Raw genomic sequence first — 19,987 nt, forward strand, 5'->3', positions numbered from 1 at the left:
AATTAAATAATTAATAGTCGTCGTCGTCGTCAAAATCGTCAAAATTCTCGTACCCCAGATCATCTAAAGGCCCGTCGAAATCATCATCATCATCTTCAATCTTCTTTTTCGGTTTTTGATCAAGTGTGCTATCATCATCTTCTTCATCCTCGCCCGTGTTTTTAGAATCGACTTTCTTGTTTACAGGTTTTTTTGGAGTTCCCATTGCTATGAATATTTAATAAATTTTTTTCCAATTATAAATAAATGCGCCTGAAATGCAAACAAACTTTTTTTATTTACTTCATCTATTTATTAGTAAAAATAATCAAAATCATTTTCAGTAAAAACAAGATTTAAAAAAAAATAAATTAAAACTTTTTTAATTATTCCGACTGATCGCCGATTGATTGGCTGTTATCTGTAAAATCCTTTATTTGAGGTAGTTCGCTAATGTTGTTGATGCCGAAATAGTCCATGAAAACAGCACTGGTACCGTAAAGGATGGGTTTGCCAAGGGCCTCAGACTTACCGACAATAGAAATTAGCTCTTTTTCGAGCAACTTTTGGACTGAATAGTCGCAGTTTACGCCGCGGATTTGTTCAACGTCTGTTTTAGTTACAGGTTGTTTGTAGGCAATAATAGCAAGGGTTTCCAGCGCGGCCTGGGTAAGCTTCTTTTTTGAGCGCTGAGCCTGCAGCAGGCTGATGACCTGGTGGTATTTTTTCTTGGTTAAAAACTGGTAGCCATTGCTTAGTTTAACCAATTCAATAGCGAAGCTTTCGTCCTGGTATCTTTTGCTGATATTGCCGATGAAGGTGTTAATTTCATCAATCGTAAAATCCTGTTCAAAGGCCGACTGCAAACAATAGATGATCTCCTCCGTACGGATGCTTTGTTCTGATACAAATATTAACGCTTCAATGTATTGTTCTATGTGTTCCATTTACTCTGAGGGTCGAAAGTAAAGAAAATTGTCTGAACCCGAATTTATAGAATTAAAGAATTAATAGAATTCTCTTAATTGAACAATTCAGAAAAATTCTGGCAATTCCGTAAATTCGATCAATTCGAGTTCAGACACTCTTCTAATAATTAATCACCTGTTCCTCAATTTCTACGGGCATTTGGCGCCATTCGTATTTTTGGGTGCGGAGCTGGGGTTCAAAACCGGCTTCTATGATAGATTGCTGGATGCCTTTGGCGGTAAATCTGTGCGGAGCACCAGCAGCGGATACCACATTTTCTTCGATCATAATGGAACCGAAGTCATTAGCGCCTGCATGAAGGCAGAGTTGTGCCACCGGTTTGCCAACCGTAAGCCATGAGGCCTGGATATTTTTGATATTGGGCAGCATGATGCGGCTCAGCGCTATCATCCGGATATATTCGTCGCCGGTAACGTTGTTGGTAATGCCGCGCACTTTACGCAGCAGGGTACCGTCATCCTGGAATGGCCACGGGATAAAGGCGATAAAGCCGTAATGCCCCTCAGGCTTTTCGGATTGCACCTGGCGGATCCATACCAAATGCTCAAAACGTTCGTCGATAGTTTCAATATGGCCGAACATCATGGTGGCGGATGTTGGCAGGTTGAGTTTATGCGCTGCGCGCATTACATCCAGCCATTCCTGCCCACCGCATTTGCCTTTGCTGATGAGCCTGCGCACACGGTCGTTCAATATTTCGGCACCAGCGCCGGGGAGTGAATCAAGGCCGGCGGCTTTCAGTTCCCGCAATACATCAATATGGCTCATGCCTTCCAGTTTGGCCACGTGTGCAATTTCCGGCGGGCCTAATGAATGTAGTTTGAGGGTAGGGTATAGCTCTTTAAGTTGCCTGAAGGTATCAGCATAAAACTTTAAACCCAGGTCCGGGTGATGGCCGCCCTGTAATAAAAGCTGGTCGCCGCCCAGGCGGAAGGTTTCTTCAATTTTTTGTTTATACGTTTCAATGTCGGTTATGTAAGCATCCTCGTGGCCGGGACGGCGGAAAAAGTTACAGAACTTGCAATTGGCGATGCAGACGTTGGTGGTGTTAACATTGCGGTCAATCTGCCAGGTAACCTTGCCATGCGGCACCTGGATCTTGCGCAGTTCGTTAGCGGTATACATCAAATCGGCCGTTGAGGCATTATGATACAGGTAAACGCCTTCTTCCTGGCTTAAAAATTCAAACCGCAAAGCGCGTTGCAACAGATCGGCAGTATTCATGGTACAAAGATACGATTTGGTAGATTGATTTTAAATGGGATTGAATAATTGACAATCAGATGTGCAGATTTTGTAGAGGCGCGATGCTTCGCGTCTCCTGTTGTGTATATTGGGCTTTAAATCCGGGGAATAATTAAATTTTAGAAGAAAAATTGCTATCTGTGCGCCGTCGCAGAGACGTGATGCATCACGTCTCTACATCACCTATTTATAAATCATTTGATAATGGTTTATAAAGATGAGCGTGCAATGTTGCATGGTCTTAATCCAAACTATCGTCGATATACCGGGTGTAATATTTGTAGTCCTTAAAAATCCATACGATGCCATATGCCCCTGCGCCATCACTGTTGGACATACTAACGTAAATAGTATTTTCCGGGCCATAACAAACACTCAATGTCTCGAAATTAGGCTCATATAGGTCATTGAAAGCACCGGCGGGTATAATGATAGATTTGCCGTTTTTTACCACCATTAATTTAGAAATTGATTTTTTTGGTATTTCCCCATCCGTACCCCAGAAACCTTTGCCATCAATCAGCTCCAGTTCCTGTTTCGCCTTTAATAATTTATGTTTGGCAGGATTAAAAGATTTCTTTTTAACAGATACAATCAAACTATCAGTTTTGAGGACACAATTGTCAGGATGGATATTTTTTCGATTGATCTTTTTCCAGGTAGAAAGTAATGTTACCCTATTATTGTATATATAACCTTCAAGCCAACTGGATTTATGATGATTGTCATATTGAACCTGTAAAACTTTCCACCAATTTGTTTTATTCACTTCACAGTTAAAAACATTGTATTTGTAAATTTTGCCAACAATAGGTGACGAGGTATTTGGCGACTTTCTGATGTTAACATAGCCATCGGTGTCTTTAATAACAGCATATGTTAAGTCATCACCTAAAGTAAATTCGGTTTGTGCAAATGCGACATATTTCAGGCCTGATAGTAATATCAATAAAAATATCTTTCTCATAAAACTAAGATATATTTTTTCCTCTTTCCAACCTCAACACCTTCGTCACGCTTTCCGGTATCTCCTGCTGGTAATGGCTTACGTAGATGAGCGTAACATTGCTCATGCTGCAAATGGTATCCACCAGGGTTTTAAAATGGTGCTGCTGGTGCGCATCGAGGCCCTGGCAGGGTTCGTCGAAGATCAGCAGGTCGGGGTTTTTGATGAGGGCACGGGCCAGCAGGCACAGGCGCTGCGCGCTTGCCGGGATGTTTTTCAGCAGTACACGGGCATATTGCTCAATTTCCAGGGCTTTCATCCAGCGCAGCGCGGTATCGGCTTTCGTTTTTTGTGAAAGCCGGAATAGGCCAAGGGTGTCATAATAGCCGGATTCAATCACCTGCAAACAACTGTTATCTGTCGGGAAGTATTGGTGCAGCTCGGGCGAAACGAAGCCGATTTTGCTTTTAATATCCCAGATACTTTCGCCGGTGCCGCGTTTTTTATCAAACAAAATAATGTCATTGGCATAAGCCTGCGGATTATCGCCGTTGATTAAACTGAGCAAGGTTGATTTGCCGGCGCCGTTGGGGCCCAGCAGCGCCCATCTTTCGCCGGGTGTTATTTGCCAGTTAATGCCATCAAGAATAACCTTTTCGCCGTACTGAATGTGTACCTTATTCATCTTAACGATGAATTGATACGGTATTTTGTTTGTGCCTTCATTTAATAAGGCTTTTAGTTCCTTATTATCTACTTCATCTTTATCATTCTGCAAAAACAGTTCGGCGTTAAACAGCTCTTTCGGCAGCGCTTGAATGATGGCGCCATTTTTTAAAACAGCCACATGGGTAATGGCCGCCGGGATCTCGTAGGGGGACGTAGCCATAATTAAGGTAACCCCGGATGCAATGATTTCATCAATAACGGCATTAAAAGCCGCCCGCGTTTGTACATCCAGCCCGGTTAAAGGGCTATCAAGCAATAACAGCGCAGGGTTTTTTAGCAACGCGGCGGCGATCATCAGGCGTTTGGTTTCGCCGTTTGATAATTTAATAATCTGTTTTTGCAGCAGTTCACCCAATTTTAACAGGGTGGTTGTTTTTTCGTAGGTCCAATAAACGGGTTTGCCATGCGTAGGTTTTACGGTTGCCAGGTATTGTTCAACCGTTAACGCATCTTCCGAATCGGAGGAGTTATAGCGTTGCTGGTAGTAAAAATCGGCAGTGTTGGACAGGTTCCTGAAATGATGTTTGGGCTCAACCAGGGCCACCAGCTGGTGATAGGTGAGCAAGGTTTCGGGCTGGCCATGATCTTTTACAAATTCATCAAAGAAATAATGGTCGACAGCGCCGCCGGTAATATTAAACCTGCCGGCTATGGTATGCAGTAAAGCACTCTTCCCCGAACCACTTTCGCCAATGAGCGCCCAGTGTTCCCCTTTTTTTACTATAAAATTTAAACCGGTAAAAAGGGTGTTGTTTAAATATCGGACGGTGATGCTATTTATGGAAAGAAAAGAATGGGGCATGCTTGCGGGTTTGCCGGCAAAAATAAATTTTTATGCTGAAAGGAGGGCAGATAAAACAAAAAAGCTCCGGGTGGATACCCGAAGCCTTTTTGTTTTTCGCTAAGAAAAAATTATTTTTTCTTAGTAGTGTCTTTTTTAGTTGTGTCAGCAGCCATTTTCTTAGAAGTATCTTTCTTAGAAGTATCAGCAGCCATTTTCATTGAAGTGTCAGCTTTTTTAGTGGTATCAGAATCAGAGCTACCAGCAGAACCTTTACCTTTGCAAGCCGCGAAAGAAACAGCGATAGCTAATGCTAATGCGCCAACTTTGAAATAATTTTTCATGTTAATTTTTTTTAAGTGATTAAATAGTTTGGTAGTTAATACCGCAAACAACAAAAGGTAACCCAAATTTTTAAAAAAAATTTAAAGTTACCTTTCGAAAAAAAATTAACAGAAAAACCTAAGAATTATTTTTTCTTGGTAGTGTCTTTTTTGGTTGTGTCAGCAGCAGCTTTCTTAGAGGTATCAGCAGCTACTTTTTTAGATGTATCAGCTTTAGCAATAGAATCTTTTTTCAAAGAATCAGCTTTTAATGAATCAGCAGCACCAGTTTTAGCAGCACCACCACAAGCTGCAGCAGAAACAGCAATTACTAAAGCAACAAAACCTAATTTGAATGAATTTTTCATTTTTATATTTAATTAAATGTGAATGTTTAGCTTTAATACTGTTGAAGTAAAAAGGTAACCCAATAATTTAAAGAAATATAATTTTCATGTTAATTGCAGTTGTTGATCAAACGTTATTCAGTTTTTTTAACTGCTTTTTTTACTTCGGTGCTTTTGGTAACCACTTTAGTGGTGTCTGTTTTAGCATTTGTTGTGTCAGTTGCTGCCTTTGTGGTATCAACTTTTACAGTTGTATCCGTTGAGGTTTTCATTGAACTGGAGGAATCGGTAGAACCGCCTGAATTGTTACCTTTGCATGCCGCGAAAGAAGCCGAAACAGCCAAAGCCAGGAACATAAGTTTGAATGAATTTTTCATATTTTTTTTATTTAATGTTGTAGTGTAACAAAGATTATATGATAATGTTTCGATTAAGCCGGGGCGCCCGGTTTTAAATATATTGACGAAGTAGTTAACACAACATATTGTTTTAAGTTACAAAAATGTATCTTTCGGGCTTTTACGGCCAGGCCAGCCACGGGCAGGGTGGAGGCCTTGATGGCCGGAAGTGATGAAATATTTTTTTATTTACATTGGGTTACAATTTTGCATAAATAGTATTAAGTAGTGAGTAAAGAGTTGAATACGGGAATACCGACAGATAGTGAAGTGATTCTGGGCATCCTGAATAATTCGGAAAGTGTATTAAAGCGGTTATATATTGCTTACTTCCCGATGGTGCTGCAGTTGATTGTTAACAACAATGGCGATGGGGATGATGCAAAAGACGTTTACCAGGAAGCCATTATTATACTTTACAATAAGGTTAAAACCGGCGATTTTGAGTTAAGCAGTAAGCTAAAAACATACATATACTCCATTTGCAGGAGGCTTTGGTTAAAGCGCCTGAGTCAGATGAACAGGTATGGTGGAGATATTAAGGATTTTCAGGAGTATTTAACAGTAGATGACGAAACTGAAAAGAATAATGAGCGGGATATACAGTTTAATAAAATGGGAGAAGCCCTTAAGTTATTAGGCGAACCCTGCAAAACAATTATTGAGGATTTTTATATCAATAACAGGTCGATGAAGGAGATCTGCGAGGAGTTTGGCTATACCAATGCGGATAATGCCAAAACCCAGAAGTATAAGTGCCTTCAAAGGCTGAAAAAATTATTTTTTCAGCAAAAATAAGGGGAAAATAAGATGAGCGATAATCAAGTACTTGAAGTTATTGAAAAGTACCTTAACGGGGAAATGACCAAGGATGAGCGTGCACGTTTCGAAATCCTCAGGAATGAGAATGCCGAAATAAACAACAAGGTAACCGAGCACAAGCATTTTACCGGCCTTATTAAACAATATGGTGAACGCCTGGAGCTGGAAAAACGCTTAAATGCCATCCATAACGAGATTGATGTGCATGCACTGGAAGATGAACTGATGATCCGGCCATCGTTTATTGTAAGGTTATGGCGCAACCATCACTCAAAAATATCGGTGGCGGCATCCATTGCTATATTCGCTGCTTTATGTACCATGTTTTTTACCGGCTATTTAAATAATCGCGGTGGTAACTACGTGCAATTAAGCGAGAAAATCAACAAAATAGGTGCAAAGACTGATCAGTTAGGCAGAACTGTTAAAAGCCTCAACCCTCAGCATGCCAGTGACGCTAATCCGGGCAATTTCAGGGGGACGGGTTTCGCAATATCTTCTAACGGCTATATTGTTACCGATAATCACGTTATAAAAGACGCTGATTCGATTTATGTGCAAAGCAGCGACGGTAAGTCCTACAAAGCAAAAGTGATTTATTCTGAACCGGCAACGGATATCGCTGTTTTGGCAATTAGCGATCCTTCCTTTAAAGCTTTAGGCCCGTTACCGTACAGCTTTAAAAAGGCGGAAACTGACATTGGCGAAAGCGTATTTACATTAGGTTATCCAAGGGACGCAATGGTTTTGGGCCCCGGTTTCCTTACAGCCAGCACCGGTTTTAACGGCACCAATACGGATAGTACTGCCTACCAGGTTTCAATACCGGTTAATTTTGGCAATAGCGGCGGTCCGTTACTGGATAGCAGGGGCGATATCATCGGTATTATTAATGCAAAACAAACCCATGTGGAAGGTGCCGCGTTCGCTATTAAGTCCAACTACTTGTTAAAAGCCATCCAGGATATCCCGGCTGACTCCTTAACTAAACCCATCAATACAAATACCAAAAATACGCTGGCTACTTTAGGGCGTGTGCAGCAGATCAAGAAATTACAGAACTTTGTGTTTATGGTGAAGGTTTATAATCAATAGCCCAAAATCAACATACCTATATATACAGGCGCTCCGGGTATTACCCGGGGCGTTTTGTTTTTAAGCCCCCTCTAAATCTCCCCCTGTAGGGGAGACTTTAGCTTTACTTGCGTTTAACTTGTTTTGAAGTTCCCTCCACCGGAGACTATTCATGTTGTTCTTTGCTTATTAGGGTTGCGCCTTTTTTAGATGGAGCCTTACCTGTCAACCTCGCCCAAAACAATATCAATTGACCCGATAATGGCTACCAAATCGGCTATCATTACGCCTTTTGCCAGTTCGGGTAGTACGGATAAATTATTGAAACTTGGGGCACGGGCTTTTACCCGGAAAGGTATTTCGGATTTTCCGTCGGCCATAAAATAAAAACCCAGTTCGCCTTTGGCGCCTTCGCAGCGTATATAATAATCCTGTGCCTTCGGTGTAATCTTTCGGGGCATTTTAGCGCGGGGATCAAAATCAGGGGTGCGTTTCAACTCTTTTTTCAGCCTTTCAAGGCATTGTTCAACCATGCGGAGTGATTGCGCTATCTCATCAACCCTCACCTTATAACGGTCCCAGCAATCGCCCACGGCGCCCATTTCGCCTTTGCCGATGGGGACATCAAATTCCAGTTCGGGGTAAACGGAATAGTTATCAATTCTTCTCAAATCCCTTTTTAAACCGGAGCCGCGCAGCATCGGGCCGGAGCAGCCGTAATTGATGGCCACATCCAGGGGCAACACGCCAATATTGGCGGTTCGGTTAATAAAGACCTGGTTGTTTGTTAAAAGTTCGTTCAGCTCCGCCATTTTAGGTTTAAAATAGGTGACAAACTCGCTGCAGCGTTCTTCAAAGCCAACGGGCAGGTCGTAAAACAAGCCGCCCACCCAGATATAATTGTACAACATCCTTGAGCCGGATGCCCATTCCAGCATGCCCATGATATGCTCCCTGTCGCGGAAGCACCAGAGGAAGGGCGTAAAAGCGCCAATATCAATGCCATAGGTACCGATGGCGATGAGGTGAGATGCGATGCGGTTCAGTTCGCAAACCAGCACGCGGATGTATTCTATCCGTTTGGGGATTTCTTTATCAATGCCCATCATGCGTTCAACGCCCATTACAAAGGCATGGCTGTTATTCATGGAGGCCAGGTAGTCCATCCTGTCGGTAAAAGGGATGGTTTGCTGGTAGGTTAATGACTCTGCGTGTTTTTCGAAACAGCGGTGCAGGTAACCGATATGGGGGATCACTTCTTTAACAATCTCGCCGTCGGTGATCAGCTCCAGCCGCAAAACGCCATGGGTTGACGGGTGCTGCGGGCCCATATTCAATACCATATCTTCGGTAGCCGCCGCCGCGATCTTTTGGTTATATTTGTTTAAGGCGATGTTATATTTTGGTTCGGTGACGTTCAATTTATTTCGGATGTCGGAATTTCGACCCGATAGCTATCGGGTTCGGATTTATTTACGAATTTTCAAATTTATTGAATTTAAAGATCAAATCGTGGAGACCGGAGAGGAAATAGAAATAAAACTTGTTTGTGCGGCAATTTTTAACACAAAGGGCACAAAGAATTTCACAAAGACCACAAAGGTGTTATATGAACGCCGGTTTTTAGATAAAAAAGCCCACGGTAATTAAACCGCAGGCCCGCTTTTATATAGTTTATATTACTTAGGCTAATTAATCATTCCTCATTCGGCAATCCCTGCCTGCGGCAGGCAGTCGAAATCCGAAATTACAGTGCTGCTTTTCCGCTTAACTTTTCGCTTAGCTTGCTGCTTTGGGTGGCCAGCCAGGCATAGCTGTACATGGCGATGGCTTTTGCTTTACCCTGCCGGCCTTTAAAGGTCCACACATCTTTCATAAATTCTTTGTGGTTTTTGCTGTTCAGCGTATCAAAAGCAACTGAAATGGTAGGCGTTAATGAATAGGCTGAATGCCATGTACCAAAAGGAATAAACAAAGTTTCGCCGGGGCCAACCACAAAATGAATAGGTGTGGCATCCTTATATTTGGGGAATTTCTCAAAATCGGGTTCAAAAATATTTAATTCCGAACGCCAAGGATCATCAGGGCGGGGGTAAAGCAGATCTTCCTGACCGCGCGGGAAAACGGTAAAACGTTTTTCGCCGTATAACTGGGTAACCCAGGCATTTAAATGGTAATAATCAAGATGCAGGTAAGGGAATTTACCACCCGGGCCACCGATAAATAATTCTGTTACCGCGCCCCATTTACCCAGGTTAAACATTTTGTTGTTCAGCCAGTTTGGCGAGGCATAATTCAAATCAAGCGGCTCTATCAATGGCATCAATTCCGGTAAGGTTTTCTTAATATCAAAAATAATAGGGTAGGGCGCGGGGTTTTCGGCCGTGCTCTTTTCCACCAGGTCCATAATGTCCTTCATCTTATAAGTGGTTCCCCTTACATCGGTTTCGCGCTCAGGATAATTTTCCCTGAACCAATCGGGTGTAAAAAGTCCGTTTGCTTTCCAAACTTTAGCGGCTTTGGTAAAAACTAAAGGAATACCGGGTTTGTAATGTTCCTCGATGAATTCTTCGTAAGAAATGTCGTCTCTCCTTATAATATCCATGGTTTTAATTGATGGTAAACAAGGGTCTTATACGTAAAGACGGGTAAAAGGTTAGGAATAGTTGATTGGGTTGATTAAGCTGAACAAGTTGATTGAGTTTGCTATTGAGTCATTTTTTAAGTCGTTTAAACAAATTAACTTAATCTAACTCAATCAACCCGAAACCTAATCAATCCTAATCCCCTTATAAAACTCAGCGTTCTTATAATCTTTTCTCAACGGAAAACCTTCCCAATCATCAGGGAGCAGGATACGGCGTAAATCGGGGTGGCCTTCGAAGAATATCCCAATAAGATCATATGCTTCGCGTTCGTGCCAGTCGGCCGTGCGGTAAACGGAGGTGATGCTCTGGAATTCGGGCAGGTCATTCAAGTCCCTGCTATTCTCCTTGCTTATTTTTATTGTTAATTGTGTTTGAAAAGGGATAGAGGCTAAATGATAAACCACGCCAAAGCGGCCCGATTCTACCCCGTAATCAACACCCGTAATGCTGGATAGGAAATCAAAATAGGTATTTGGATTATTGCGCAGTTCAAGGCATACTGCGGCAATTTGATCAGGATTTATCAGCAGTGCGGGTTGCATGCCGCCGGTTTCTTCACCAACAATCACTTCAGCGCCAAATTTCTCTGTTAGCAATAATTTAACTTCCTCAAAACTCATGGCGCCAAACGGACTTTTTTCCAGTTTTTGTTATCGATTTTTTTATAAACGATCCTGTCGTGCAGGCGGCTCGGGCGTCCCTGCCAGAATTCAAACAATCGTGGTTTCAAAATATATCCACCCCAGAATGATGGTTTCGGAACATCCTTGCCTTCATATTCTGCGGTTAGCTCATCCCATTTATTCTCGATGCTTTCGCGGTTGGGGATCTCCTGGCTTTGCGGCGAGGCTAATGCACCCAATTGGCTTTCCCTGGGCCGCGAATGAAAATATTTTTCAGATTCTTCTTTGCTTACTTTTTCCAAAATACCTTCGATGCGGATCTGACGTTCCAGCGAAGGCCAGAAAAACGTTAAAGCGCCCAGTGGGTTTTTATTGATTTCTTTTCCCTTGCGGCTAAGGTAATTGGTGTAAAAAACAAAGCCGCCTTCATGGTATCCTTTCAGCAATACAATACGGGCCGATGGCCTTCCGTCGTGGGTGGCCGTAGACAAGGTCATTGAATTTTTTTCAGGAACATTTACTTCCTGGGCCTCATCAAACCAAATGCCGAATTGTTTTATCGGGTCGGCTTTTACCGAATTTTCTGATAATTCAGCGGAGGCATAATCCTCGCGCATATTTTGTAAGTTATCCTGGTTCATCGACGCAAACTTACGATTAAAAGGAAAGAATCAAGAGGAAAGAACCAAGAATCAGGATGGAAAACAAAAATAGCACGGTCTGTCTTGGCTCCTGATTCTTTCCCGACTCTTTTTTCCCAAACACAACATATTTTTATAAAACTTGTTATATTAACAAAAATTTTTGGCGCTATGCTTAGTTCTATTCCGGCGGCCTCGGGGCGCATCTTAATATCGGAGCCTTTTATGATGGATCCCAATTTTAAAAGATCCGTAATTTTATTGACAGAATACTCAGAAGCAGGGGCTATGGGTTTCATTTTGAACCATCCCGGAGAGTTTTTACTGGGTGATATTCTACCTGATGTATCCTATTCGGAACTGCCGGTTTTTATCGGCGGTCCTGTAGCCAATAATACGTTGCATTTTATTCACCGCTGCCCCGAAAAAATTGATGGTGGTATTGATATTGGCGAGGGCCTGTTTTGGGGAGGTGATTTTGAAACAGTAAAGCAACTGATCACCAGTTACCAGTTAAAAGAAGACGAGATCAGGTTTTTTACCGGGTATTCCGGCTGGACGCCCGAACAACTGGATAATGAAATAAAGGAAGATAGCTGGATTGTTGCTAATCGCATAAAACCCGAAACAATTTTTAACGGCAATGAAGAAAACCTCTGGCGCGAAGCCGTAATAGGCCTTGGGCAGCGGTATGCGCATATTGCTAATTTCCCGGAGAATCCGGAGCTTAATTAGAGATTAGAGATTAGTTGTTGGAATGTTGCAAGGTTGGAAAGTTGTAATGTTGATTAAGCCGGTCTCCGGTTATTGGCCGTGTACCAGGAAGGGAATAAATAAGGTAGTTAATAGCTCCATAGGTGCCCCCCGGATAGGCATTAATTTAAGAAAGCGATTTCCGCGTTGTACAAGGAGCCCGTACTTGCAATTTTTTTTTCTAATCTCCAATCGCTAACCTCTAATCTCTAACGCCGACTCTTCCACCTTTTTCTTCAAATTTTCTTTAAAAGCGATGAGGTTTTGAACAATCTGGTCATCTGCCGTAGATAAGATCTGGGCGGCCAGGATACCTGCGTTTTTTGCGGCATTAAGGGCAACAGTAGCCACCGGAATGCCATTCGGCATCTGGAGGATAGATAATATCGAATCCCAGCCATCGATGGAATTACTTGACTTTACAGGAACCCCAATCACGGGTAAGTGCGTTAATGACGCCACCATGCCCGGTAAATGCGCTGCACCGCCGGCACCGGCGATGATCACTTTTAATCCACGGCCTGCGGCTTCGCGGGCATAGGTAAACATACGGTCGGGGGTGCGGTGGGCAGATACAACGGTGATCTCGTAGGGCACACCCAACTCTTTTAACACATCGGCGGCATCCTGCATGATATTCAAATCAGATTTGCTGCCCATTATTATTCCTATTTTCGGTAAAACACTCATCAAATTACTTATATACTAATTTTTTTATGACAAAAACAACGCCTAAGCCCAGCAAAACTACTATTAATATCATTAAACCGTAGGCTATTAATTTACCAATCATTTGCCCGAGTTCTCTGGCGATCTCAGATGAGTTGTCTTGCCGGACATCGTCATCACTTAAAGTTACTTTAAAACTACTGAAAAATGCTTTTATATCCTTGTTATCTTTTTTCAGAGAATCGTTACACCACATGCTGCAGATGATCAGGCTGTCATTCAAATATAAGGCCTGGTAATAACGGTATTCCGGACCAAAAGCAAACTTTTTTTTATAGGAGAATTCAAATCCTTTCCAACCGTCTACTAAAGCCTTCCGTTTATAAATCAGTACGCCGTTGGCTTTACTGACCCAATCTTTTGCTACGTTATTATACACCGTATCAGCAATATCCCTAACAAACCTGTATCGCGGACCTAAGGAAATCTTCTCTGCCCTGATGATATAAGTAATGCTATCTGTTTCGAGCTGGTATTGTGAGCCGGTTATAAGTTTTATCGCTTTTGGAGTGTCCGGAAAGGTGATTTGAGCCAGGTTTGCCAGCTTTTGCGTAAACTTATGTTGTCCAAAAATGGCAATTGAATAAATGATTAAAATAAAGGTGAAGGTTAACTTTTTCATTATTTTAAAGCTAAACAATTTTAAATAATCTTCCGGACTCAATCTATCATGCGGGCCCAGCTATGCAATCACCTTCAGCGTCTTTTGCACAAACCTTGCTTTTTCAATTGCTTTTTCCCGGTCGGCATCCACTATGGTAACATGCCCCATTTTGCGGAAAGGTTTGGTTAATGCTTTGCCATACAGGTGGATGTAAACACCTGCACAATCCAGCACTTTTTCAATCCCCTGGTAAATAGCAGGCCCTTCGTAGCCCGCTTCGCCCAACACATTGATCATAATAGCATTGTTCAGGCACGCGGTATCGCCCAAAGGCTGGTTAAATATGGCCCTCAAATGCTGTTCAAACTGCGAAACTACATTACCTTCGATGCTTTGGTGCCCGCTGTTGTGCGGACGCGGCGCCAGCTCATTTACCAAAATTTTGCCGTGCTTATCCAAAAACATCTCTACAGCCAGTAATCCGACAATGTTCAGGTCTTCTGCTATTTTGGTGGCGATTTGCGCGGCATCCTGCTGGATCTCGAATGGCAGGGTGGAAGGCGAAATTAAAAACTCCACCAGGTTAGCCTGCGGGTTAAATTCCATTTCGACCAACGGAAAGGTTTTTACTTCGCCGTTCTCATTACGGGCGACGATAATACCGATCTCTTTTTCAAAATCTATCCATTCTTCTATCAGGCTTGGTTCGGTAAAGGCGTTTTTAAGGTACGATTCATCAATCACTTTGTAAACACCACGGCCATCATAGCCATCCCTGCGCAGTTTTTGGATATAAGGAAATGGGATATGGCTTTCAGCCAATTGTTTTGGAGACGATATTACCTGGAAAGGAGCAGTAGGGATGTTATTCTCCTTGAAAAACTGCTTTTGCAGGCCTTTATCCTGTATCAGCCGGATGATGCGTGGTTGCGGATAAACCAAAACCCCTTCTTTCTCCAATTGTTCAAGTGCGTCAACGTTTACCTTTTCAATTTCAATAGTCACCATATCGGCCTTTTTGCCGAAATTGTAAACCGTTTCATAGTCACTAAGCGAGCCCACTACAAACTCGTCGCAAAGTTTGCGGCATGGTGCTTCGCGGTCAGGGTCCAGCACTTTTACCGTTACATTATAATTAATTGCCTGCTGTATCAGCATACGGCCTAATTGGCCGCCGCCTAATATTCCTAGTTTAAGATCTCCGTAGAATGCTTTCATTGATGTGTGCAGATATGCAAATGTGCAAATTTTTGATCTGCAGATGTGCAGATGTGCAAATGTGCGGATTTTTTTGATGTTTGGATATGCAAATGTGTGGATGTTCAGATTTTTTGATGTTTAAACAGGTAGATGTACCCAAATTCAAACAGCGTTTAGTATATCAGCTCTTTTATTTGCACATCTGTAATCTGCACATCCGCACATCATTTCAGTAACAATTTCATCGTTTTTAAACAATTTTCTAAAAAAATGCTTGTTCTTATTTTAGGAAATTATTTTTTTTGGTATATATGCCAACGGGAATATAAGCGTTAAACTAACAATTAAATTATTAAATTTTAACTGAACAACGTATGATTAAGAAGTCAATTTTAATGGTAATAGCGGTATTAGCTATAGGTTTTTATTCAAACAGGGCGTTTGCCCAGGCTGCTGCAACAGCCCCAACAGGCGACCTGGTGGTAACTTTGTCAGGCAACGCTGATTACAATGTTACAGCTGCGCTGATAAGGGCTGCAAACCTGGGTGCAACATTAAAAGGAGCAGGGCCATACACTATTATTGCACCAAGCAATATTGCATTGGCTGCTTTACCATCAGGTAAGCTGGATAGCTTAATGGCCGATCCGGCAAAGCTTGCTGCGGTTTTAAAGGGACATGTGATTGTTGGAAAGTTTGACAAAGCCGAATTGATTAAAACACTTGGCAGCGGAACACCAACATTGCCAACCATAGACGGCAATAAACTAACCTTGTCTGTAACTGATAAACACCTTACGTTTACCGATGCACAGGGTAACCACGCCAAAGTGATTGCTTTTGATATTTTAGGTACAAACGGAGTGGTTATCGGGATTGACGGCGTGTTAACCAGGTAGCTTTTTTTGACAATACTACAGGCCCGGTTTAGTTTTAAACCGGGCTTTTTTATGTGGTACGGAGTAAGTAAAACTGAAAAACTGTGGGTGAAATTTAAATGCTAAAATCTTATTTTAACGGAAGTTAAGGGTCAATTAGCGACAATGCTTTTAAGGACTGCAAATTTTTAGTGTGAATTTTTGTATCGGTATGCTATTCAAATCAAACAATTTTTGTTTTACTGCCTTATAAATAAAAAAATAAATATGAGCAATCAATCAAATGATGATATCTCTGGATTTGAAAAAATAAGCAATACCATAACTACCTATAGCGGCAGCTCGCCGGTATTTTTGGCTGCAATTGGGTTCATTTTGTTATGGGCATTCAGCGGCCCGGTTTTTCATTTTTCAAATACCTGGCTGCTTATCGTTAATACCGCGACGTCAATTATTACTTTTTTGATGGTTTTTTTAATCCAAAAATCGCAAAATAAAGAGTCCATCGCGGTACAGTTAAAATTAAATGAACTGATTGCGGCCAATAACGGCGCCAGCAACCGTTTGCTTAATATCCAGGATTTGAGCGAGGAACAATTGAATACCCTTTATGAACACTATCGCACATTGGTTGAACTAACTCAAAAAGCAAAATCAAATACACAAAGTCATTCCGTTGAAGACGCTATTGAATCCGCAGAGGAGGATATTAAAAATGATTTCCTGAGGAATGAAAAGAAATAATGAAGTGCCTATTTCATGTATTTGTTTAAGAATGACATCAAGTCGCGTTTGATAAAATCGGTATCAAACATTACGCCATAATGCGGCGCGCCTGGTACAATAGTTAGCTGGTTGGCCACATGAGCGCTTTTTAACCGGGTACTTAGTAAGATGGATTGATCAGGGTTAACAGATTCGTCTTTTTCACCTTGTACAATAAAAAAAGGAGGGTCTTTTTTATCGATATATGTTATCGGGCTGGCCTTTTTGGCCAATTCGGGCTTTTCGGCTACGGTGCCACCCAACAGTAACGTTATAGGGTTTTTCAGATCCGGGCTGTCGTGGCCTTTCAGTGTTGAAAAATCAGATGGTCCGTAAAAATCCAAGACTACAGTAATTTTGAATTGGGGTTTCTTGCCATTGTAGTAAAATGATTTCTCCGTATTATTATTCGATAAACCGATTAGGGATGCCAGATGCCCGCCGGCTGAAAACCCGATGAGGGCGATTCTGCTTTCGTCGATGCTGTATTGTGCTGCATTATCATATAAATACTCAATAGCCCGGTTGCAATCCTGTATTTGCGCCGGGAAGGGGGCCGTTGTACTATGGCGATAATCGATAGAAGCCAATACATAGCCGGCGTTTAAAAACGCTTTGATGGTATTGGTCATATAGCCCATGTCGGCATGTTTATCATTCGACATCCAGGCGCCTCCGTGGATCCACACAATCAAGGGATAGCCAAGGCTTTTCACCGGCGGCATATAAATATCGAGTGTGTGCTTTTTCAGCGTGTCGTTGGCATAGGGGATATTTTCGAGGACGGTAGTGCCCGCCGGGAAAATATCTTTATTAGCGGCGATTTGGGCGCCTGCAAAATGGGAAATAAGGAGAAAAAAGATGACGGGTAGGGGAAACGTTTTCTTCATGGCAATTTAAAGGATGAATTAACTGCTGTTGTTTTTAAGGCTATTAAAGATATGGTTTTTATATTAATAATCACCGATGCCGATAATTGCGCTGGTTAAACAGCCTCCGGACCTTCGGATTTTGCTGAATTCCGGGCGCCCAGCAGGCTTTCACCTTCGATCTTCTTCTGGAGTTCCAAAATAGCGCCGATAAGGGATTCAGGACGGGGCGGGCAACCCTGCACATACACATCAACAGGGATCACCCGGTCTACGCCCTTAACCACGTGGTAACCATGTTGCCAGTAAGGCCCGCCGCAGTTAGAGCAGGAGCCCATGGAGATCACGTATTTGGGTTCGGGCATTTGCTCATATAGTCGCTTGATGCGTTCGGCCATTTTAAAAGTAACCGTACCTGCAATAATGATCACGTCCGCCTGCCGGGCTGATGGCCGCGGGAAAACACCAAAACGGTCGAGATCGTAAGTGCTGGCGAAGCCGCCCATCAGCTCAATAGCGCAGCAGGCAATACCAAAACTTAGCGGCCACAGGGATGACAACCTGGCCCAGTTGAGCAGGTCATCTATTTTGGTGACCACCACACCGCCGCTTTCGCTGGTTAAATCGTTACTCATTGCCGGGTTTTTTAAAAGTTGGTTTAAACATGGGTTTCCTTATCGGGGGCGGGGCAGCAGTAGCAGTAGCAGTAGCAGCGGCTTGTTCTTGCTGGGTTGATGACAGGTCAACAGTAAACGCTTTTACTTGGTAGGCGCTTTGTTCTTCGTTCAGCTTATCGTAAAGCGAGGTTGGGATATTTGTTCCGGAGACAGGCCTGATCGGATCGGGCTTTATCCAGTTCAGATCGCCCTTGGCCCAAACGTAGGCCAGGCCCAGGATGAGGATGCCCAGGAATACGAACATTTCAATTAATGACAAAACACTCCAGCGCGGGTCCATCTCGTTCATGGCATGACTTCCAAATACTATTGCCCAGGGAAAAATGAAGACCATTTCTACATCAAACAACAAAAAAACCAGTGCGATGACGTAAAAACGGGTGTTAAAAGGCAGCCATGCATTGCCGGTAGGTTCTTCGCCGCATTCGTATGAAGTAAGTTTTTCGGCGTTGGGTTTATTGGGGGCGATGAGGCGGGTAATAAAAAAGGTAAAACCCACCATAATTATTCCTGTAATAAGAAAGATAAGTATCTTGCCAAATTCTGATATTTGCGGAACACCTGCCATGACAGCAAAAATAAACAAACAAACCCATTTTGATGCAATAATTATTGGCGCCGGCGCCTGTGGTTTAATGTGCGCCGTACAGGCAGGCTTTTCAGGCAAGCGTACACTTATATTGGAAAAAAACGATAAACCCGGCGCCAAGATCCTGATCAGCGGGGGAGGGCGTTGCAATTATACCAACCTGTATGCCTCGCCCCAGCAGTTTATATCGCAGAACGAACATTTTTGTAAATCAACCCTTTCCCAATGGACGGTGGAGGACACCATCAGTTTTTTTGAAACTTATGGTATTGTGGGCAAAGAGAAAACACTGGGGCAGCTGTTTCCGGAGAGTGACAAGGCCAGGGATGTGGTAAAGGTATTTACTGATTTGTGCCGCGACCTGGGCCAGGAAATTATTTGCAATGCCGATGTGAAGAATATAGAAAAGGTGGAGGATAGTTTCATTGTGTCTGTCGAAATTGACGGTATTCCTGAAGAAATATCGGCTTCGAAAGTTGTGATCGCCTCAGGTGGGCTACCCATCCCAAAAATGGGTGCCACTGACTTTGGCTTACGGACTGCACGTAAATTTGAACTGAAAATAAATGATACTGCGCCGGCACTGGTGCCCCTAACCATAACCGGGAAGGACCAGCCCTGGTTTGAACAGCTATCGGGCAACAGCATCTTTTGCAGGGTTTGGAATGACAGGGCCAGCTTTGAAGAAAATATCCTGTTTACCCACTGGGGGCTGAGCGGCCCGGCTATCCTGCAGATCTCCTCGTACTGGCGCCCCGGCGAATATATTTACATCGACCTGCTGCCCTATCAAAACATTGCTGAACTGATTCAGCAGGAGCGGGAGGCCAACGGTAAAAAAATGTTACTGGCTTACCTTGCAGGTTTGTATACCCGCAAATTTGCAGAGGCTTTAAGCGACAGGCTGCCCGTTGAAAAGAACCTGGCTTCGCTTACAAAAGCAGATATCGAACATATCACCAGCCTGATCCACGGGTTCAAAGTAAAACCGGCAGGCGATAAGGGCTATGACAAAGCCGAAGTAATGCGCGGCGGCGTATCCACGGATGAGCTTTCGTCAAAAACCCTGGAAGCTAAAAAGGTACCTGGCTTGTATTTCGGCGGCGAATGCGTTGATGTTACCGGCTGGCTGGGTGGCTACAATTTTCAATGGGCCTGGGCCAGCGGCTTCGTAATAGCGCAGGGGATTTAAGCTGAAATCTTTTTCATTGATCTTTTCAACAGATTTCGCCCTTTTGCTTTAAGGTCTGGCGTTGTGTCAACCATAAATTTATTAATCGTCAATCTACAAGTTTACTGAACGCAAAAAAGCACAAAAATGGTTTACACCGGGTTTACACATTTTAAAATTTACATTTTATAAATATATGATAATAA

General features: G+C 42.8%; 24 protein-coding genes. 6 read left to right on the forward strand and 18 right to left on the reverse strand.

Annotated features, from left to right (window positions below):
- Nucleotides 1-10: 10 nt before the first annotated feature.
- From MgSA37_RS10250 to MgSA37_RS10285, 8 genes are all read right to left on the reverse strand, one after another.
- Nucleotides 11-205 (reverse strand): hypothetical protein, encoded by a 195-nt coding sequence (locus MgSA37_RS10250; protein ID WP_096351697.1) that lies wholly within the window; start codon nucleotides 203-205, stop codon nucleotides 11-13.
- A gap of 160 nt (nucleotides 206-365) precedes the next feature.
- A complete protein-coding gene (gene scpB, locus MgSA37_RS10255; protein ID WP_096351699.1) occupies nucleotides 366-926 on the reverse strand; it encodes an SMC-Scp complex subunit ScpB in 561 nt (186 codons plus the stop codon).
- 142 nt (nucleotides 927-1,068) lie between these two features.
- Nucleotides 1,069-2,193 (reverse strand): CofH family radical SAM protein, encoded by a 1,125-nt coding sequence (locus MgSA37_RS10260; RefSeq protein WP_096351701.1) that lies wholly within the window; start codon nucleotides 2,191-2,193, stop codon nucleotides 1,069-1,071.
- A 262-nt stretch (nucleotides 2,194-2,455) separates the two neighbouring features.
- Nucleotides 2,456-3,181, reverse strand: coding sequence for an SH3 domain-containing protein (locus MgSA37_RS10265; protein WP_096351702.1), 726 nt, complete (start codon nucleotides 3,179-3,181; stop codon nucleotides 2,456-2,458).
- Between the two features lie 4 nt (nucleotides 3,182-3,185).
- Entirely contained in the window at nucleotides 3,186-4,691 is a 1,506-nt protein-coding gene (locus MgSA37_RS10270) for an ATP-binding cassette domain-containing protein (protein WP_096351704.1), read from the reverse strand.
- A 110-nt stretch (nucleotides 4,692-4,801) separates the two neighbouring features.
- A complete protein-coding gene (locus tag MgSA37_RS10275) occupies nucleotides 4,802-5,014 on the reverse strand; it encodes a hypothetical protein (RefSeq protein WP_096357394.1) in 213 nt (70 codons plus the stop codon).
- Nucleotides 5,015-5,139: 125 nt separating this feature from the next.
- Complete coding sequence (locus MgSA37_RS10280) at nucleotides 5,140-5,361, reverse strand: hypothetical protein (RefSeq protein WP_096351705.1); 222 nt, start codon at nucleotides 5,359-5,361, stop codon at nucleotides 5,140-5,142.
- A 113-nt stretch (nucleotides 5,362-5,474) separates the two neighbouring features.
- Nucleotides 5,475-5,717, reverse strand: coding sequence for a hypothetical protein (locus MgSA37_RS10285; protein WP_096351707.1), 243 nt, complete (start codon nucleotides 5,715-5,717; stop codon nucleotides 5,475-5,477).
- A gap of 249 nt (nucleotides 5,718-5,966) precedes the next feature.
- Here MgSA37_RS10285 and MgSA37_RS10290 point away from each other — a divergent pair, with 249 nt between their 5' ends.
- On the forward strand, nucleotides 5,967-6,536 hold the full coding sequence (locus MgSA37_RS10290) for an RNA polymerase sigma factor (RefSeq protein ID WP_096351708.1): 570 nt from the start codon (nucleotides 5,967-5,969) through the stop codon (nucleotides 6,534-6,536).
- Between the two features lie 12 nt (nucleotides 6,537-6,548).
- Complete coding sequence (locus tag MgSA37_RS10295; RefSeq protein WP_096351710.1) at nucleotides 6,549-7,655, forward strand: S1C family serine protease; 1,107 nt, start codon at nucleotides 6,549-6,551, stop codon at nucleotides 7,653-7,655.
- Between the two features lie 197 nt (nucleotides 7,656-7,852).
- Here the strand turns inward: MgSA37_RS10295 and MgSA37_RS10300 are convergent, their stop codons facing one another.
- From MgSA37_RS10300 to pdxH, 4 genes are all read right to left on the reverse strand, one after another.
- The gene (locus MgSA37_RS10300; RefSeq protein WP_096357396.1) at nucleotides 7,853-8,977 is read right to left on the reverse strand and encodes an NADH-quinone oxidoreductase subunit D; all 1,125 of its coding nucleotides are present in this window, start codon (nucleotides 8,975-8,977) and stop codon (nucleotides 7,853-7,855) included.
- A gap of 404 nt (nucleotides 8,978-9,381) precedes the next feature.
- Entirely contained in the window at nucleotides 9,382-10,239 is an 858-nt protein-coding gene (locus MgSA37_RS10310; protein WP_096351713.1) for a cupin-like domain-containing protein, read from the reverse strand.
- Nucleotides 10,240-10,404: 165 nt separating this feature from the next.
- Nucleotides 10,405-10,902 (reverse strand): NADH-quinone oxidoreductase subunit C, encoded by a 498-nt coding sequence (locus tag MgSA37_RS10315; protein WP_096351714.1) that lies wholly within the window; start codon nucleotides 10,900-10,902, stop codon nucleotides 10,405-10,407.
- Entirely contained in the window at nucleotides 10,899-11,546 is a 648-nt protein-coding gene (pdxH, locus tag MgSA37_RS10320) for a pyridoxamine 5'-phosphate oxidase (RefSeq protein WP_096351716.1), read from the reverse strand. The genes MgSA37_RS10315 and pdxH overlap by 4 nt, the downstream gene beginning before the upstream one ends.
- Before the next feature lie 228 nt (nucleotides 11,547-11,774).
- On the opposite strand from pdxH, the gene MgSA37_RS10325 reads away from it, so the two are divergent.
- Nucleotides 11,775-12,281, forward strand: coding sequence for a YqgE/AlgH family protein (locus tag MgSA37_RS10325; protein WP_311732842.1), 507 nt, complete (start codon nucleotides 11,775-11,777; stop codon nucleotides 12,279-12,281).
- Nucleotides 12,282-12,494: 213 nt separating this feature from the next.
- On the opposite strand, the gene purE is transcribed toward MgSA37_RS10325, so the two are convergent.
- From purE to MgSA37_RS10340, 3 genes are read right to left on the reverse strand one after another with little or no spacing between them, the layout of a single operon-like run.
- Nucleotides 12,495-12,989 carry a 5-(carboxyamino)imidazole ribonucleotide mutase gene (gene purE, locus MgSA37_RS10330; RefSeq protein ID WP_096351719.1) on the reverse strand — a complete coding sequence of 165 codons (495 nt, stop codon included), beginning with the start codon at nucleotides 12,987-12,989 and terminating at the stop codon, nucleotides 12,495-12,497.
- Between the two features lie 4 nt (nucleotides 12,990-12,993).
- Nucleotides 12,994-13,650 (reverse strand): hypothetical protein, encoded by a 657-nt coding sequence (locus tag MgSA37_RS10335; protein ID WP_096351720.1) that lies wholly within the window; start codon nucleotides 13,648-13,650, stop codon nucleotides 12,994-12,996.
- Nucleotides 13,651-13,710: 60 nt separating this feature from the next.
- A complete protein-coding gene (locus tag MgSA37_RS10340; RefSeq protein ID WP_096351722.1) occupies nucleotides 13,711-14,850 on the reverse strand; it encodes a 5-(carboxyamino)imidazole ribonucleotide synthase in 1,140 nt (379 codons plus the stop codon).
- A gap of 356 nt (nucleotides 14,851-15,206) precedes the next feature.
- On the opposite strand from MgSA37_RS10340, the gene MgSA37_RS10345 reads away from it, so the two are divergent.
- Nucleotides 15,207-15,731: a fasciclin domain-containing protein gene (locus tag MgSA37_RS10345; RefSeq protein WP_096351723.1), complete on the forward strand. Its 525-nt coding sequence runs from the start codon at nucleotides 15,207-15,209 to the stop codon at nucleotides 15,729-15,731.
- A gap of 246 nt (nucleotides 15,732-15,977) precedes the next feature.
- On the forward strand, nucleotides 15,978-16,454 hold the full coding sequence (locus tag MgSA37_RS10350) for a low affinity iron permease family protein (RefSeq protein ID WP_096357398.1): 477 nt from the start codon (nucleotides 15,978-15,980) through the stop codon (nucleotides 16,452-16,454).
- Nucleotides 16,455-16,462: 8 nt separating this feature from the next.
- Here the strand turns inward: MgSA37_RS10350 and MgSA37_RS10355 are convergent, their stop codons facing one another.
- From MgSA37_RS10355 to MgSA37_RS10365, 3 genes are all read right to left on the reverse strand, one after another.
- Nucleotides 16,463-17,365 (reverse strand): alpha/beta hydrolase, encoded by a 903-nt coding sequence (locus MgSA37_RS10355; RefSeq protein ID WP_096351725.1) that lies wholly within the window; start codon nucleotides 17,363-17,365, stop codon nucleotides 16,463-16,465.
- Between the two features lie 95 nt (nucleotides 17,366-17,460).
- Nucleotides 17,461-17,979 (reverse strand): NADH-quinone oxidoreductase subunit B, encoded by a 519-nt coding sequence (locus tag MgSA37_RS10360; RefSeq protein ID WP_096351726.1) that lies wholly within the window; start codon nucleotides 17,977-17,979, stop codon nucleotides 17,461-17,463.
- The gene (locus MgSA37_RS10365) at nucleotides 17,972-18,589 is read right to left on the reverse strand and encodes an NADH-quinone oxidoreductase subunit A (RefSeq protein WP_096351728.1); all 618 of its coding nucleotides are present in this window, start codon (nucleotides 18,587-18,589) and stop codon (nucleotides 17,972-17,974) included. The genes MgSA37_RS10360 and MgSA37_RS10365 overlap by 8 nt, the downstream gene beginning before the upstream one ends.
- Here MgSA37_RS10365 and MgSA37_RS10370 point away from each other — a divergent pair.
- Nucleotides 18,588-19,802, forward strand: coding sequence for a BaiN/RdsA family NAD(P)/FAD-dependent oxidoreductase (locus MgSA37_RS10370; protein ID WP_096351730.1), 1,215 nt, complete (start codon nucleotides 18,588-18,590; stop codon nucleotides 19,800-19,802). The two genes, MgSA37_RS10365 and MgSA37_RS10370, sit on opposite strands and share 2 nt — an antisense overlap.
- Nucleotides 19,803-19,987: the final 185 nt, after the last annotated feature.

This window comes from Mucilaginibacter gotjawali (assembly GCF_002355435.1).
Classification (GTDB): domain Bacteria; phylum Bacteroidota; class Bacteroidia; order Sphingobacteriales; family Sphingobacteriaceae; genus Mucilaginibacter; species Mucilaginibacter gotjawali.

Coding starts and splice junctions, on each gene's coding strand:
- MgSA37_RS10250 (WP_096351697.1), bottom strand. CDS start 205: ATGGGAACTCCAAAAAAACCTGTAAACAAGAAAGTCGATTCTAAAAAC.
- scpB (WP_096351699.1), bottom strand. CDS start 926: ATGGAACACATAGAACAATACATTGAAGCGTTAATATTTGTATCAGAA.
- MgSA37_RS10260 (WP_096351701.1), bottom strand. CDS start 2,193: ATGAATACTGCCGATCTGTTGCAACGCGCTTTGCGGTTTGAATTTTTA.
- MgSA37_RS10265 (WP_096351702.1), bottom strand. CDS start 3,181: ATGAGAAAGATATTTTTATTGATATTACTATCAGGCCTGAAATATGTC.
- MgSA37_RS10270 (WP_096351704.1), bottom strand. CDS start 4,691: ATGCCCCATTCTTTTCTTTCCATAAATAGCATCACCGTCCGATATTTA.
- MgSA37_RS10275 (WP_096357394.1), bottom strand. CDS start 5,014: ATGAAAAATTATTTCAAAGTTGGCGCATTAGCATTAGCTATCGCTGTT.
- MgSA37_RS10280 (WP_096351705.1), bottom strand. CDS start 5,361: ATGAAAAATTCATTCAAATTAGGTTTTGTTGCTTTAGTAATTGCTGTT.
- MgSA37_RS10285 (WP_096351707.1), bottom strand. CDS start 5,717: ATGAAAAATTCATTCAAACTTATGTTCCTGGCTTTGGCTGTTTCGGCT.
- MgSA37_RS10295 (WP_096351710.1), top strand. CDS start 6,549: ATGAGCGATAATCAAGTACTTGAAGTTATTGAAAAGTACCTTAACGGG.
- MgSA37_RS10300 (WP_096357396.1), bottom strand. CDS start 8,977: ATGGTATTGAATATGGGCCCGCAGCACCCGTCAACCCATGGCGTTTTG.
- MgSA37_RS10310 (WP_096351713.1), bottom strand. CDS start 10,239: ATGGATATTATAAGGAGAGACGACATTTCTTACGAAGAATTCATCGAG.
- MgSA37_RS10315 (WP_096351714.1), bottom strand. CDS start 10,902: ATGAGTTTTGAGGAAGTTAAATTATTGCTAACAGAGAAATTTGGCGCT.
- pdxH (WP_096351716.1), bottom strand. CDS start 11,546: ATGAACCAGGATAACTTACAAAATATGCGCGAGGATTATGCCTCCGCT.
- MgSA37_RS10325 (WP_311732842.1), top strand. CDS start 11,775: ATGGATCCCAATTTTAAAAGATCCGTAATTTTATTGACAGAATACTCA.
- purE (WP_096351719.1), bottom strand. CDS start 12,989: ATGAGTGTTTTACCGAAAATAGGAATAATAATGGGCAGCAAATCTGAT.
- MgSA37_RS10335 (WP_096351720.1), bottom strand. CDS start 13,650: ATGAAAAAGTTAACCTTCACCTTTATTTTAATCATTTATTCAATTGCC.
- MgSA37_RS10340 (WP_096351722.1), bottom strand. CDS start 14,850: ATGAAAGCATTCTACGGAGATCTTAAACTAGGAATATTAGGCGGCGGC.
- MgSA37_RS10345 (WP_096351723.1), top strand. CDS start 15,207: ATGATTAAGAAGTCAATTTTAATGGTAATAGCGGTATTAGCTATAGGT.
- MgSA37_RS10350 (WP_096357398.1), top strand. CDS start 15,978: ATGAGCAATCAATCAAATGATGATATCTCTGGATTTGAAAAAATAAGC.
- MgSA37_RS10355 (WP_096351725.1), bottom strand. CDS start 17,365: ATGAAGAAAACGTTTCCCCTACCCGTCATCTTTTTTCTCCTTATTTCC.
- MgSA37_RS10360 (WP_096351726.1), bottom strand. CDS start 17,979: ATGAGTAACGATTTAACCAGCGAAAGCGGCGGTGTGGTGGTCACCAAA.
- MgSA37_RS10370 (WP_096351730.1), top strand. CDS start 18,588: ATGACAGCAAAAATAAACAAACAAACCCATTTTGATGCAATAATTATT.
- MgSA37_RS10365 (WP_096351728.1), bottom strand. CDS start 18,589: ATGGCAGGTGTTCCGCAAATATCAGAATTTGGCAAGATACTTATCTTT.